Raw genomic sequence first — 13,447 nt, forward strand, 5'->3', positions numbered from 1 at the left:
CCGGAAGAATCGGTCCGCGCTCGGATACGGTCGGACGCAACCCGACCGCTCCCTGCAGGAGGCACGTCGTGCCCGACATTGTCACCCTGACCATGAACCCGGCGCTCGACGTGACCACCTACACCGCCGAGGTGCGGCCCACCAGCAAACTGCGCTGCGAGGCGCCGCGGCTCGAGGCCGGGGGAGGCGGGATCAACGTCGCGAAGGTCGCCGGGGTGCTCGGCGTCTCGGCCGGGGCGGTGTATCCGGCCGGCGGACCGACCGGGGATACGCTCTCGGCGCTGCTGGCCGGCGCGGGTGTCGACAGCCGGCGCATCGACATCGACGGCATGACCCGCGAGTCGTTCACGGCGATCGAGCGCAGCACCGGCCACGAGTACCGGTTCGTGCTGCCCGGCCCGGAACTGAGCGTGGAGGACCAGGAACGGTGCCTGGACCTGCTCGTCGAGACCGCCACCGGCGCACGGTACGTCGTCGCCAGCGGCAGCCTTCCGCCGGGCGTGCCGGGCGAGTTCGTCCAGCGCGTGGCCGACGCCGCCACCGACGCCGGTGCGCGCTTCGTCCTCGACTCGTCGGGGGACGCACTGCGCCGCATCAAGTCGGGTGTGCACCTGGTCAAGCCGAGCCTGCGGGAGCTGCGCGAATGGGTGGGCCGGGAACTTCGCACCCCGCACGAACAGGCCGCGGCCGCCCACGAACTCGTCGACGCCGGCGTCGCCGAGGTCGTGGTGGTGTCCCTCGGGCCGGAGGGGGCGCTGCTCGTCTCCGCCGACACCACCGCCCGGCTGAAGGCCCTGGACGTGCCCGTGCGTAGCGCCGTGGGCGCCGGCGACAGCATGGTCGCCGGGCTGGTCGTGGGCCTGCTGTGGGGCCGCTCGCTGCGCGACGCCCTGGCGCTCGGCATCGCGGCAGGCTCGGCGGCCCTGCTCACCCCGGGCAGCCAGGTCTGCCGCCGCGACGACGTCGAACGGTTCGACGTCCTCGCCCGGCAGCGGTGACGCCGCGGCTGGCGCGCAGCGGTGACGCCCGAGCGAACGGATCGTTCACCTCGTCAGGCCGACAGCATGGTCCATTCGCTCGGGGGGGCTCAGTGCTCGTGCCGTGCGCGGTCCAGGACGATCCGTTGCTCGGCCTGCGCCACCGTGCGCCGGGTCTGCGCCGCCGCGTCCGGCGTCACCGACACCGACGTGATGCCCCGGCGCACGAGATGCTCGGCCAGCTCCGTGCTGGTGGAGACGGCCTGCCCGCACAGCGACGTGGTCAGGCCGGCCGCCGACGCCCGTTCGATGATGTGGTCGATCGCGTCCAGCACCGCCGGGTCGAGCGTGTCGAACAGGTCCTTGCACACCTCGGAGTCGCGGTCGACGCCGAGCACGAGCTGGGTCAGGTCGTTGCTGCCGATCGACACGCCGTGGATGCCGAGCTTCGCGTACTCGGGCAGCCAGTACACCACCGACGGCACCTCGGCCATGATCCAGCGCAGCATCCGGCGATCCGCGCCGAGCGGATGCGCGTCGAGCTGGGCCAGGCACTCCTTCAGCTCCCAGCGGGTGCGCACGAACGGGATCATCAGGTGCACGTTGGGGTGCTGCGCGCGCACGCGGTGCAGGACGTCGAGGTCGAGCGAGAACAGCTCGGGATCGCGCACATAGCGGAAGCAGCCGCGGTACCCGATCATCGGGTTCTCCTCGTCCGGCTCCACCTCACCCCCCTTCAGGTTCGCGAACTCGTTGCTGCGCAGGTCGATTGCGCGGTACACCACCGGCCGCGGGGCGAAGGCCGCCGCGATCCGCGTGACGCCCTCGGCCATCTTCGACACGTACTCCTCGCGCCGGCCCTGCGCGATCATGTAGGCGGGATGCTCCCCGGCGAGCGCCTCGGTGATCATGAACTCCGCCCGCAGCAGCCCCACCCCGTCGACGTCGGTGGCGGCGACGGCCGGCGCGGCGTCGGGGGTGGCGAGATTGACGTACACGGCCGTCGCGGTGACGGTCGGGGAGGGGGCCGCGGCCGCCGGGGCGGCGGTCTGCGCCGCGGCCGGCCGGTCGGCGCGGACCTCCCCGTCGAACACGACCCCGGCATCGCCGTCCACGGTGATCAACTGGCCGTCCCGCAGGTCCTGCGTCGCGGTGCGGGCGCCGACGACGACGGGCTTGCCGAGTTCGCGGCCGACGATCGCGGCGTGACAGGTGATGCCGCCACCGTCGGTGACGATGCCGCCGGCGCGGCGCAGGATCGGCAGCCAGTCGGGCCGCGTCATCGGGGCCACGAGGATCTCCCCGTCGGTCAGGCGCTTGCCGTCGACCAGTTCCTGCAGCACCCGGACCCGTCCGGTCGCCCGGCCGGGGCCGGCGCCGAGCCCGGTCAGCAGCGGCGTCGCCTGCCCGTCGCCGGACGTCGCGGCGGCCCCGGGCATGCCCAGGGTGGTGATCGGGCGGGTCTGCACGATCCACAGCTCGCCCTCGGCGAACGCGAACTCGAGGTCCTGCGGCTGCCCGTAGTGCTGCTCGACGCCCGCGGCGAGCCGCGCGACCTTCTCGAGCTGCTCCTCGTCGAGCACCCGCGTCTGCCGCGACGAATCGACCGCGACGCGGCTGTCGCCGGTGTCGGTGGAGGCGATCTGGAACTCCTGATGCCCGAGATGCACGTCGAGCACGGCGAAGCCGTCCTTGGCGACGACGTAGGTGTCGGGCTCGACCTGGCCGCCGACGACGACCTCGCCGAGGCCGAGGGCGGCCTCGACGACGATGCGGTCGAGCTCGCCGGTGCGGGGGTCGGCCGTGAACGCCACCCCCGACGCTTCCGAGCGCACCATCACCTGCACCACGACGGCGATGGACGGTTCGTCGGTCACCCCGCGCAGGCCCCGGTAGGTCCGGGCCCGCTCCGACCACAACGACGCCCAGCACGCCTGCACCGCGCGCACCACCGCGTCGGCGCCGGCGATGTTGGTGTACGACTCGTGGATCCCGGCGAACGAGGTGTCCGCGGCGTCCTCGGCGGGCGCGGAGGACCGCACCGCCACCGGCACGTCCACGCCCAGCTTCTCGTAGGCGGCGACGATGTCGGCGCGGATCTCGTCGGGCACCGCAGCCCCGGTCACCAGCGCGGCCAGTTCCGCGGAGGTGCGGATCAGCGTCGCGTCGTCGATGTCGGAGGCCGGGACGGCCTCGGCGCGCAGCTGTTCGCGCACCCCCGCGGCGGCCATCGAATCGAGATAGGCGGCGGTGGTTATCGCGAAGGCGGGCGGCACGGGGAACCCGGCCCGGGTCATCTCCCCGAGGTTGGCGGACTTTCCGCCCACGGTCGGCGCATCCTTCGCGCCCACCTCGCCGATCGGTCGAACCCACACCGTGTGCGTGGCCATCGTCGCTCCCCACTGCCGCATCGGGCCCAGCGGATCCGGGCCCGCCACCGTCCACTCAAGCATCGCCCAGAGGGGTGAACCAGGGGTCGAAAGTCATGAAAACCCGCGCCGGGCGCGCGGGCACCGCGACGCGCGGCGGGGGCCCGCCGGCGGGACCGTTAAACTCGGTGGACGTGGCCCACCCGATGATCGCCCCCTCCATCCTCTCCGCGGATTTCGCGCGGCTGGCCGACGAGGCCGCCGCGGTCGCCGACGCGCACTGGCTGCACGTCGACGTCATGGACGCGCACTTCGTGCCGAACCTGACCCTCGGGCTGCCGGTGGTGCAGTCGCTGCTGAAGGCAACCGACATCCCGCTCGACTGTCATCTGATGATCGAGGACCCGGGCCGCTGGGCCCCGTCCTACGCCGAGGCCGGCGCGCACAATGTCACCTTCCACGTCGAGGCCACCGAGAACCCCGTCGCCGTCGCCCGCGACATCCGGGCCGCCGGCGCCAAGGCCGGCCTGAGCGTCAAGCCCGGCACCCCGATCGAGCCCTACCTCGAGATCCTGAAGGAGTTCGACACGCTGCTGGTGATGAGCGTCGAGCCCGGCTTCGGCGGCCAGTCGTTCATTCCCGACGTGCTCGACAAGGCCCGCGCCATCCGCCGTCTCGTCGACGCCGGGGAGCTGACCCTGCTCGTCGAGATCGACGGCGGCATCAACGCCGACACCATCGAGGCGGCCGCCGAGGCCGGTGTGGACTGCTTCGTCGCCGGGTCGGCCGTGTACGGGGCCGACGACCCGGGCGAGGCGGTGCGCAAGCTGCGCGAGCGGGCCGCCCAAGCCTCCCCGCACCTGACCCTGGCCCCGTGACCGGTGCACCGCTCGAGGCGGCCGGGAGCGGTGCACCGCTCGAGGCGGCACTGCGCCTCGCGCTCGACGCCGGGGAGTCGGTGCGCGGCACCACCAGCCCCAACCCGCCCGTCGGCGCGGTGATCCTCGACGCCGCGGGGCAGGTCGCCGGGGTCGGGGCGACCCGGCCGCCGGGCGGCCCGCACGCCGAGGTCGTCGCACTCGAGGCGGCCGGGGAGCGGGCCCGCGGCGGCACCGCCGTCGTGACCCTGGAGCCGTGCAATCACACCGGCCGTACCGGCCCGTGCGCGCAGGCCCTGCTCCGCGCCGGCGTCGCCGCCGTCTACTACGCGGTGGCCGATCCCCACCCGGCGGCGGCCGGGGGTGCGCGGACGCTGCGGGACGGCGGCGTGCGCGTCCACGGCGGGTTCGGCGCCGAGCCCGCCGAGGCGGGTGCGCTGCGTGCCTGGCTGCACCGGCAGCGCACGGGACGGCCCCACGTGACGTGGAAGTACGCCGCGAGCCTGGACGGGCGCAGCGCCGCCGCCGACGGCACCAGCCGCTGGATCTCCGGCCCGCAGTCACGCGCCCGCGTGCACGCCGAGCGCTCGCGGCTCGACGCGATCGTCGTCGGCACCGGCACCGTCCTCGCCGACGACCCGTGGTTGACCGCCCGGCTGCCGGACGGCTCGCTGGCTCCGCACCAGCCCCTGCGCGTGGTCGTCGGCAGGAGCGAGATCCCGAAGACCGCAAGAGTTCTCGACGATGCCGCGCCCACCCTGGTGCTGCGCACCCACGATCCCGACGAGGTGCTCGGCGCACTCGCGGACCGGGTGGACGTGCTGCTCGAGGGCGGCCCGCGCCTGGCCGGTGCGTTCCTCGCCGCGGGCCGGGTCGACCGCATCCAGGCCTATCTCGCGCCGGTGCTGCTCGGGTCCGGACCGTCCGCAGTGCGGGACGCGGGCGTGCGCACGATCGCCGAGGCGCTACGGTTTCGTCGGGAGCGCGTCGAAACCGTCGGCGCCGACGTGTTGCTGACCCTGGTCCCCGACCGGGAGTGAAGGAGCGGGCTGTGTTCACCGGGATCGTGGAGGAACTGGGCGAGATCGTCGCGCGGGAGGACCTGGCCGACGCGGCGCGGTTCACCGTCCGCGGACCCGTCGTGACCTCCGACGCCGGCCACGGCGACTCCATCGCCGTCAACGGTGTGTGCCTGACCGTCGTCGACGTCCCGGGCGGCGACTCCTTCACCGCCGACGTGATGAAGGAGACCCTCGACCGTTCGAGCCTGTCGCAGCTCGGTCCCGGCAGCCGCGTCAACCTCGAACGGGCCGCCGCGCTGAACAGCCGCCTCGGCGGGCACCTGGTCCAGGGCCACGTCGACGGCACCGGCACCGTGCTCTCGCGCACCCCGTCGGAGAACTGGACCGTGGTGCGGATCTCGTTGCCCGCCGACGTGTCCCGGTACGTGGTGCACAAGGGCTCGATCACGGTGGACGGGGTCTCGCTGACCGTCTCCGCGCTCGGCGGTGAGCCCGGCGACGAGTGGTTCGAGATCTCCCTGATCCCGACCACGCTGTCGCTGACCACCCTGGGCAGCGCCGCCCCCGGCACGCTCGTCAACCTCGAGGTCGACGTCATCGCCAAGTATGTGGAGCGGCTGCAGGCCGCCGGCCGCTGAGTCGTACTGTTGAACTCGGCAATCAGTTTGTCCGTACACGAGATTTTGGAGCCCACGCAAGTGACGAGGTTCGACACCATCGAGCGCGCGATCGCCGATATCGCAGCCGGCAAGGCGGTCGTCGTGGTCGACGACGAGGACCGCGAGAACGAGGGCGACCTCATCTTCGCAGCCGAGAAGGCCACTCCCGAACTGGTGGCGTTCATGGTGCGCTACACCTCCGGGTACCTGTGCGTGCCGCTGGCCGGGGAGGACTGCGACCGGCTGGGCCTGCCCCCCATGTACTCGACCAACCAGGACAAGCACGGCACCGCCTACACCGTGACCGTCGACGCGCGGGAAGGCATCGGCACCGGCATCTCCGCCTCGGACCGGGCCACCACGATGCGGCTGCTCGCCGATCCGAACAGCACCGCACAGGACTTCACCCGCCCCGGGCACGTGGTGCCGCTGCGCGCCAAGGAGGGCGGCGTGCTGCGCCGGCCCGGCCACACCGAGGCCGCCGTCGACCTCGCCCGCATGGCCGACCTGCGCCCGGCCGGCGTGATCTGCGAGATCGTCTCGCAGAAGGACGAGGGCCACATGGCTCAGACCGAGGAACTGCGGGTCTTCGCCGACGAGCACAAGCTCGCCCTGATCTCCATCGCCGACCTGATCGCCTGGCGCCGCAAGCACGAAAAGCACGTCGTGCGCATCGCCGAGGCCCGTATCCCCACCCGGCACGGCGACTTCACCGCCGTCGGCTACCAGAGCGTCTACGACGAGGTCGAGCACGTCGCGCTGGTGCTCGGCGACATCCCCGGCCCGGACGGTGAGGGCGCCGACGTGCTCGTGCGGGTGCACTCGGAGTGCCTGACCGGCGACGTGTTCGGCTCGCTGCGGTGCGACTGCGGCCCGCAGCTCGACGCCGCACTCGAGATGGTGGCCATGGAGGGCCGCGGTGTGGTGCTGTACATGCGCGGGCACGAGGGCCGCGGCATCGGCCTGATGCACAAGCTGCAGGCCTACCAGCTGCAGGACTCCGGCTCGGACACCGTGGACGCGAACCTGCAGCTCGGCCTGCCCGCCGACGCCCGCGACTACGGCATCGGCGCGCAGATTCTCGTGGACCTGGGCATCTCGTCGATGCGGTTGCTGACCAACAACCCCGCCAAGCGGGTCGGCCTCGACGGCTACGGGCTGCAGATCACCGAGCGGGTGGCGATGCCGCTGCGCGCGAACTCCGAGAACATCACCTACCTGCGCACCAAGCGGGACCGCATGGGCCACGACCTGATCGGCCTGGACGACTACGAGGCGGGGGACGCGTAGATGAGCGGCGAAGGACTGCCCGAGCTGCAGCTGTCCGAGGCGGCCGGGCTGCGGTTGGCCATCGTCGCCGGCAGCTGGCACGCCGAGATCTCCGAGGCGCTCGTCGCCGGGGCGCAGCGCGTCGCCGAGCAGGCCGGCGTCACCGACGTCACCCTCGAACGCGTCGCCGGCGCGATCGAGCTGCCGGTCGTCGCCCAGCAGCTGGCCCGCACCCACGACGCGGTCGTCGCCCTCGGCGTCGTGATCCGCGGCGGCACCCCCCATTTCGAGTACGTGTGCGACGCGGTCACCTACGGGCTGACCCGCATCGCGCTGGACGAGGGCACCCCCGTCGGCAACGGGGTCCTCACCACGAACGACGAGCAGCAGGCGATCGACCGGGCCGGACTGCCCGGCTCCGTCGAGGACAAGGGCGGGCAGGCGTGCGCTGCCGCCCTCGACACCGCCGTGACCCTGCGGCGGCTGCGCGGGGCCGCGCGGTGACCTCGGCCGCCGGCACCCACTGGGACCTCGAGGTCCGCAGCCGCAAGATGTCCCGGTGGGCGATCGTCGCGGCGATCGTGCTCATGCTCGGGCACATCGGGGCCGCGCTCGTGCTGCGCGCCGGCGGCGACACCGGCGTGAACCTGCGCGTCGCCGACCAGATCGCCATCGTCTGTGTCGGCGTCGTCGTCTCCGGCAGTGTGCTGCTGCTGACCCGGCCCCGGTTGCGTGCCGGGGCGTCCGGCGTGGTGGTGCGCAACGTCCTCGGTGAGAAGTCGTTCGGCTGGGACCAGGTGCGGGGCATGACCTTCCCCCAGGGCAAGCCGTGGCCCCGGCTCGAGCTGCCGCAGGACGAGTACGTCCCCGTCGTCGCCGTCCAGGCCCGCGACGGGGAGCACGCCGTCTCGGCGCTGACCGCGTTCCGCGAGCTCGAACAGCGGTACGGCGGGGGTGTCGGCTCGGCCGACTAGCCTGGACCCGTGCCCGACCCCTCGACCTACCGCCCTGCCCCCGGCACCGTCCCGGTGGAGCCGGGGGTGTACAAGTTCCGCGATCCGCACGGCCGCGTCGTCTACGTCGGCAAGGCCAAGAGCCTGCGGTCGCGGCTGAACTCGTACTTCGCCGACGTCGCGTCGCTGCATCCGCGGACCCGGCAGATGGTGACCACCGCCGGGTCCGTCGAGTGGACGGTCGTGGGCACCGAGGTCGAGGCGCTGCAGCTCGAGTACAACTGGATCAAGGAGTTCGATCCCCGGTTCAACGTCCGCTACCGCGACGACAAGACCTACCCCATGCTCGCGGTGACGTTGAACGAGGAGTACCCACGGCTGTTCGTCTACCGCGGGCCGCGCCGCAAGGGCGTGCGGTACTTCGGTCCCTACTCCCACGCCTGGGCCATCCGCGAGACCCTCGATCTGCTGCTGCGGGTGTTCCCGGCCCGCACCTGCTCGGCCGGGGTGTTCAAGCGGCACGCGCAGATCGGCCGCCCGTGCCTGCTCGGCTACATCGACAAGTGCTCGGCACCGTGCGTGGGCCGGGTCGACGCGGCCGGTCACCGGCGCATCGTCGAGGACTTCTGCGACTTCCTCGCCGGCCGCACCGACAAGCTGGTCCGCGACCTCGAACAGCGAATGCAGGCCGCCGCCGAGGACCTCGACTTCGAGACCGCCGCGCGGCTGCGCGACGACCTCGGTGCGCTGCGCCGCGCCCTCGAGAAGCAGGCGGTGGTGCTCGGCGACGGCACCGACGCCGACCTCGTCGCGTTCGCCGGCGACGACCTCGAGGTGGCCGTGCAGGTGTTCCACGTGCGCGGCGGCCGCGTGCGCGGCCAGCGGGGCTGGGTGGTGGAGAAGTCCGGCGACGTGGTGGACCGGCCCGAGGCCGGGGCGGGTGCCTCCGGCGCCGCCGAGACGGAACTGTCGCTGCTGGTCGAGCAGTTCCTCACCCAGTTCTACGGCGAGGAGGCCGCCCTGTCGGCGGCCGGCGCCGAACCGGCGGGCAGTGCCGTGCCCCGCGAGGTGCTCGTGCCCGCCCTGCCGCCCGAGCCGGAGGAGATGAGCCGCTGGCTCGGCACCCTGCGCGGCGGCCCGGTGCGGCTGCGGGTGCCGCAGCGCGGCGACAAGAAGGCCCTTGCCGAGACCGTGCAGCGCAACGCGCACGAGGCCCTGACCCAGCACAAGCTGCGCCGCGCCGGCGACTTCACCGCCCGCTCGGCCGCCCTGCAGGGCATCCAGGAGGCCCTCGACCTGGACTCGGCGCCGCTACGCATCGAGTGTGTCGACATCAGCCACGTGCAGGGCACCGACGTCGTCGCGTCGCTGGTGGTGTTCGAGGACGGCCTGCCCCGCAAGGCGGACTACCGGCACTACGCCATCCGCGAGGCCGCCGGCGACGGCCGCTCCGACGACGTCGCCTCCATCGCCGAGGTGACCCGGCGCCGGTTCCTGCGGCACAACCGGGACCTCGCCGCGGCCGGCGGTGACCCGGCCGCGACCCGCGGCGGTGACCCGGCCGCGACCCGCGGCGGTGACCCGGCCGCGACCCGCGGCGGTGACCCGGCCGCGACCCGCGGCGGTGACGGCGGCGACCTCGCCCCGGAGGCCGCACTCGATCCGGCCACCGGGCGGCCGCGCCGCTTCGCGTACCCGCCGAACCTGTACGTCGTCGACGGCGGTGCCCCGCAGGTCGCCGCCGCGGCGGAGGTGCTCGACGAACTCGGCATCACCGACGTCGCGGTGATCGGACTGGCCAAGCGGCTCGAGGAGGTCTGGATCCCGGGGGAGGAGGACCCGGTCATCCTGCCCCGCACCAGCGAATCGCTGTACCTGCTGCAGCGGGTCCGGGACGAGGCGCACCGCTTCGCCATCACATACCACCGCAGCAAGCGGTCCCGGCGCATGACCGCTTCCGCACTCGACGGGGTGCGCGGGCTCGGGCAGGCACGCCGCAACGCGCTCGTCGCGCACTTCGGGTCGGTGGCCCGGCTGCGGGAGGCGACCGTGGAGGAGATCACCGCGGTCCCCGGCATCGGCGTCGCCACCGCCCGCGCGGTGCTCGACGCCCTGCGCGGCGACGTCCCGGACACCGCGCCGGCCCCGGCGGGTGAGGCTGCGCCGGACACGCCGGTGGGTGATGATGGCACCGTCGGCGTGTCGGGCGGACGAACGGAGTCGGAACTGTGACACACGAGGCGGAGACGGCGCAGCCTCGTCCCCGGTCCCGGGACGACCACCGCCCGCGGGCGGAGGTCGCCCTGGTCACGGGCCTGTCCGGGGCCGGTCTGAGCACCGCCGCGACGGCCCTCGAGGATCTCGGCTGGTTCGTCGCCGAGAACCTGCCCCCTCAGCTGGTCACCTCGATGGTCGATCTCGCGGTGCAGGCCGACCCGCCGCTGCAGCGCCTCGCCGTGGTCATGGACGTACGCAGCCGCCTGTTCACCGGCGACCTCGGCTGGGTCGTCACCGAACTGGCCGCCCGGCCCGTGCGCACCCGCGTGCTGTTCCTCGAGGCCACCGACGAGGTCCTCGTGCGTCGTTTCGAGCAGGTCCGCCGCAGCCACCCGCTGCAGGCCGACGCCGCCGACCGCACCCTCACCGACGGCATCGCCACCGAACGCGCCCAGCTCGCCGCGGTCAAGGCCGCCGCCGATCTGGTGGTCGACACGTCGTCGCTGTCCGGTCCGGAACTGCGCCGCAAGATCGAGTCCGCGTTCGGCGACGGCGACGCCGACTCGATCCGGGTCACCGTGGAATCGTTCGGATTCAAGTACGGTCTGCCGATGGACGCCGACGTGGTGTGCGACGTGCGGTTCCTGCCCAACCCGCACTGGGTGCCCGAGCTGCGCCCGCACACCGGCCAGGACGTCGACGTCCGCGACTACGTGCTGAGCCGGGACGGGGCGCAGGAATACCTGCAGACCTATCATCGGCTGCTCGAACTGACCACGGCCGGTTACCGCCGGGAGGGGAAGCGTTACATGACGATCGCGGTGGGCTGTACCGGTGGCAAGCACCGCAGCGTGGCGATGAGCGAGGCGCTCGCCGCGCAGCTCGACGCCGACCCGACGCTGTCGGTGCACGTCGCGCACCGGGATCTGGGGCGCGAATGACGGGGCCCGGTTCCGCGGCCCCGGCGTCCGGGACCGGCGGCCCGGCCGGCGGGCAGGGCACCGCGCCGAATCCGTCGATCGTGGCCCTGGGCGGCGGCCACGGCCTGTACGCCACGCTCAGCGCCGTCCGCCGGCTCAGCGACCGCGTCACCGCCGTCGTCACCGTCGCCGACGACGGCGGTTCCTCCGGCCGGCTGCGCGCCGAACTCGGCGTCATCCCGCCCGGCGACCTGCGCATGGCGCTGGCCGCGCTGGCCGCGGACACCCCCGGGGTGCACACCTGGACCGAGACGGTGCAGCACCGGTTCGGCGGCACCGGCGCGCTCGCGGGCCACTCGGTGGGCAATCTCATCCTGGCCGGGCTGACCGAGGTCCTCGGCGATCCCGTGGCCGCCCTCGACCGCGTCGCCGAACTGCTCGAGGTTCGCGGCCGGGTGCTGCCGATGTCGCCGATCGCCCTCGACATCGAGGCGGACGTGTCCGGCCTCGAATCGGATCCGCGGGCCAGCCGCATCATCCGCGGGCAGGTCGCCGTCGCCACCACCCCCGGCAAGGTCCGGCGCGTGCGGCTGATCCCGGCCGACCCCCCGGCGTGTCCCGACGCGCTCGACGCGGTGGGCGCTGCCGACCTCGTCGTGCTCGGGCCCGGCTCGTGGTTTTCGAGCGTCATCCCGCACGTGCTCGTCCCCGACCTGCTCGAGGCGCTGGTGACGGCGCCGGCCCGCAAGGTGCTGGTGCTCAATCTGGCCGCCGAACCGGGGGAGACCGCCGGGTTCTCCTCCGAGCGGCACCTGCACGTGCTGGCCCAGCACGCCCCGGAGTTCCGGGTCGACCACGTGGTGGTCGACTCCGCATCGGTGCCCGAGGGCCGAGAACGCGAACACCTGTGCCGGGCCGCCGCCGGATTCGGCGCCCAGGTGGTCTACGCCGACGTGGCGGAGACCGGCACCCACCGACACGACCCCGCCAAGCTGGCGGCGGTCCTGGCTCAACACCTGCCCGACGCGGCCCGCCCCCGGGACCTCGCGCAGCGGGACGGAAGGGAGATCCCCACGTGGCAATGACAGCGGAGGTCAAGGACGAGCTGAGCCGGCTGGCGGTCACCCGCACCAGCAGCCGCAAGGCCGAGGTGTCCGCCCTCCTGCGCTTCGCCGGCGGGCTGCACATCGTCGGGGGCCGTGTCGTCGTGGAGGCCGAGGTGGACCTCGGGTCGATCGCCCGCCGGTTGCGCCGCGAGATCTTCGAGCTCTACGGCTACTCCGCGGAGGTGCACGTCCTCGGTGCCGGCGGGTTGCGCAAGAGCTCGCGCTACGTGGTGCGCGTCGCCAAGGAGGGCGAGGCCCTGGCCCGCCAGACCGGTCTGCTCGACGTGCGCGGCCGCCCGGTGCGGGGCCTGCCCGCGCAGGTCGTCGGCGGCAGCATCGCCGACGCCGAGGCGGCGTGGCGCGGCGCATTCCTCGCCCACGGCTCGCTCACCGAGCCGGGCCGCTCGTCCGCCCTCGAGATCAGCTGCCCGGGCCCGGAGGCCGCGCTCGCGCTCGTCGGCGCCGCCCGGCGCCTCGGCATCGCCGCCAAGGCCCGCGAGGTGCGCGGCGCCGACAGGGTCGTCGTCCGCGACGGCGACGCCATCGGCGCGCTGCTCACCCACATGGGTGCCCAGGACACCCGGCTGACCTGGGAGGAGCGCCGGATGCGGCGGGAGGTCCGCGCCACCGCCAACCGGCTCGCCAACTTCGACGACGCCAACCTGCGCCGCTCCGCGCGCGCCGCGGTGGCCGCGGCCGCCCGCGTCGAGCGGGCCCTGGCGATCCTCGGCGACGACGTGCCCGACCATCTCGCCGCGGCCGGTGCCCTGCGCGTGCAGCACCGGCAGGCGTCGCTCGAGGAGTTGGGCCAGCTCGCCGACCCGCCGATGACGAAGGACGCCGTCGCCGGACGCATCCGCCGGCTGCTGTCCATGGCGGACCGCCGGGCCAAGGATCTCGGCATCCCGGACACCGAATCCGCGGTGACCCCGGAGCTGCTCGACGAGGCCTAGCCGGCCGGCCCCGGGCGGCGGCCGCGCCGCCCCGGGCCTCCTGCCGCGCCCCGCCGGCCCCGCAGATAGGGTAGGGGTCACATCGACCGATGAGTCCTGCCGAGCGGCGCCGATGTCTCCGGCA

General features: G+C 73.7%; 12 protein-coding genes. 11 read left to right on the top strand and 1 reads right to left on the bottom strand.

Annotation, left to right across the window (positions count from 1 at the left end):
- The first annotated feature begins 68 nt into the window (after nt 1-68).
- Complete coding sequence (locus ACWPOB_RS03845) at nt 69-998, top strand: 1-phosphofructokinase family hexose kinase (RefSeq protein WP_100058670.1); 930 nt, start codon at nt 69-71, stop codon at nt 996-998.
- A gap of 89 nt (nt 999-1,087) precedes the next feature.
- Here ACWPOB_RS03845 and ppsA read toward each other — a convergent pair whose 3' ends face one another.
- Nucleotides 1,088-3,367: a phosphoenolpyruvate synthase gene (gene ppsA, locus ACWPOB_RS03850; RefSeq protein WP_455399952.1), complete on the bottom strand. Its 2,280-nt coding sequence runs from the start codon at nt 3,365-3,367 to the stop codon at nt 1,088-1,090.
- Nucleotides 3,368-3,540: 173 nt separating this feature from the next.
- Here ppsA and rpe point away from each other — a divergent pair, with 173 nt between their 5' ends.
- The 10 genes from rpe to whiA all read left to right on the top strand — a co-directional run bounded on the left by rpe (nt 3,541) and on the right by whiA (nt 13,323).
- Complete coding sequence (gene rpe / locus ACWPOB_RS03855; RefSeq protein WP_455399953.1) at nt 3,541-4,224, top strand: ribulose-phosphate 3-epimerase; 684 nt, start codon at nt 3,541-3,543, stop codon at nt 4,222-4,224.
- Nucleotides 4,221-5,264: a bifunctional diaminohydroxyphosphoribosylaminopyrimidine deaminase/5-amino-6-(5-phosphoribosylamino)uracil reductase RibD gene (gene ribD, locus ACWPOB_RS03860; protein WP_455399954.1), complete on the top strand. Its 1,044-nt coding sequence runs from the start codon at nt 4,221-4,223 to the stop codon at nt 5,262-5,264. The genes rpe and ribD overlap by 4 nt, the downstream gene beginning before the upstream one ends.
- An 11-nt stretch (nt 5,265-5,275) precedes the next feature.
- Complete coding sequence (locus tag ACWPOB_RS03865) at nt 5,276-5,884, top strand: riboflavin synthase (protein WP_006937678.1); 609 nt, start codon at nt 5,276-5,278, stop codon at nt 5,882-5,884.
- A gap of 60 nt (nt 5,885-5,944) precedes the next feature.
- Nucleotides 5,945-7,195, top strand: a complete 1,251-nt coding sequence (locus ACWPOB_RS03870) for a bifunctional 3,4-dihydroxy-2-butanone-4-phosphate synthase/GTP cyclohydrolase II (RefSeq protein ID WP_006937680.1) — start codon at nt 5,945-5,947, stop codon at nt 7,193-7,195.
- On the top strand, nt 7,196-7,678 hold the full coding sequence (ribH, locus tag ACWPOB_RS03875; protein WP_455399955.1) for a 6,7-dimethyl-8-ribityllumazine synthase: 483 nt from the start codon (nt 7,196-7,198) through the stop codon (nt 7,676-7,678). It abuts the gene before it with no gap.
- Entirely contained in the window at nt 7,675-8,148 is a 474-nt protein-coding gene (locus ACWPOB_RS03880; RefSeq protein WP_455399956.1) for a PH domain-containing protein, read from the top strand. Before ribH ends, ACWPOB_RS03880 begins: the two co-directional genes overlap by 4 nt.
- Before the next feature lie 9 nt (nt 8,149-8,157).
- Entirely contained in the window at nt 8,158-10,359 is a 2,202-nt protein-coding gene (uvrC, locus tag ACWPOB_RS03885) for an excinuclease ABC subunit UvrC (RefSeq protein WP_455399957.1), read from the top strand.
- A 71-nt stretch (nt 10,360-10,430) separates the two neighbouring features.
- Complete coding sequence (rapZ, locus tag ACWPOB_RS03890) at nt 10,431-11,285, top strand: RNase adapter RapZ (protein WP_455400059.1); 855 nt, start codon at nt 10,431-10,433, stop codon at nt 11,283-11,285.
- The gene (locus ACWPOB_RS03895) at nt 11,282-12,349 is read left to right on the top strand and encodes a gluconeogenesis factor YvcK family protein (RefSeq protein WP_455399958.1); all 1,068 of its coding nucleotides are present in this window, start codon (nt 11,282-11,284) and stop codon (nt 12,347-12,349) included. The genes rapZ and ACWPOB_RS03895 overlap by 4 nt, the downstream gene beginning before the upstream one ends.
- Nucleotides 12,346-13,323, top strand: coding sequence for a DNA-binding protein WhiA (gene whiA, locus ACWPOB_RS03900; RefSeq protein ID WP_170914087.1), 978 nt, complete (start codon nt 12,346-12,348; stop codon nt 13,321-13,323). Before ACWPOB_RS03895 ends, whiA begins: the two co-directional genes overlap by 4 nt.
- Nucleotides 13,324-13,447: the final 124 nt, after the last annotated feature.

The sequence above is a fragment of the Rhodococcus sp. 2H158 genome (assembly GCF_053764755.1).

Bases quoted from the DNA above. Each gene is read 5' to 3' on its own strand.
- whiA (WP_170914087.1), top strand. From the start codon at position 12,346: ATGACAGCGGAGGTCAAGGACGAGCTGAGCCGGCTGGCGGTCACCCGC.
- ppsA (WP_455399952.1), bottom strand. From the start codon at position 3,367: ATGGCCACGCACACGGTGTGGGTTCGACCGATCGGCGAGGTGGGCGCG.
- ribH (WP_455399955.1), top strand. From the start codon at position 7,196: ATGAGCGGCGAAGGACTGCCCGAGCTGCAGCTGTCCGAGGCGGCCGGG.
- ACWPOB_RS03895 (WP_455399958.1), top strand. From the start codon at position 11,282: ATGACGGGGCCCGGTTCCGCGGCCCCGGCGTCCGGGACCGGCGGCCCG.